Here is a 233-nt window from a genome sequence, read left to right as displayed (position 1 = left end):
TAACCACGACGCTGTGCTTCCAGCAACATAGCGAAACTGGAATCTTTCTTGATGTTGATGTTTGCGATGGGGTCCATCACGATGCCGAGCTTGATCATTATTCTTCTCCGTTAGCCCAAATCGCCAAATCGTACTTGTAGCGCGGTAATGGCGGTGAGCGCAGTTGTCTCTGTACGCAAAACGCGAGGTCCCAACAGGATATCAGTAAATTGATAGCGGGCAGTCATGGCAAT

The 233-nt window shown here is 48.9% G+C and carries 2 protein-coding genes; both read right to left on the bottom strand.

Annotation, left to right across the window (positions count from 1 at the left end; all coding sequences use genetic code 11):
- On the bottom strand, nt 1-98 hold a 98-nt coding region (locus tag KI356_RS28905; protein WP_212936932.1), incomplete at its 3' end, for a hypothetical protein.
- A gap of 12 nt (nt 99-110) precedes the next feature.
- Nucleotides 111-227 carry a 16S rRNA (uracil(1498)-N(3))-methyltransferase gene (locus tag KI356_RS28900; protein ID WP_001767306.1) on the bottom strand — a complete coding sequence of 39 codons (117 nt, stop codon included), beginning with the start codon at nt 225-227 and terminating at the stop codon, nt 111-113.
- Nucleotides 228-233: the final 6 nt, after the last annotated feature.

This window comes from Bacillus hominis (genome assembly GCF_018332515.1).
GTDB lineage: Bacteria > Bacillota > Bacilli > Bacillales > Bacillaceae_G > Bacillus_A > Bacillus_A hominis.
The sequence above is the reverse complement of the archived record's forward strand: the minus strand, read 5'-3'. Positions and strand labels throughout refer to the sequence as shown.

Coding starts and splice junctions, on each gene's coding strand:
- KI356_RS28900 (WP_001767306.1), bottom strand. CDS start 227: ATGACTGCCCGCTATCAATTTACTGATATCCTGTTGGGACCTCGCGTT.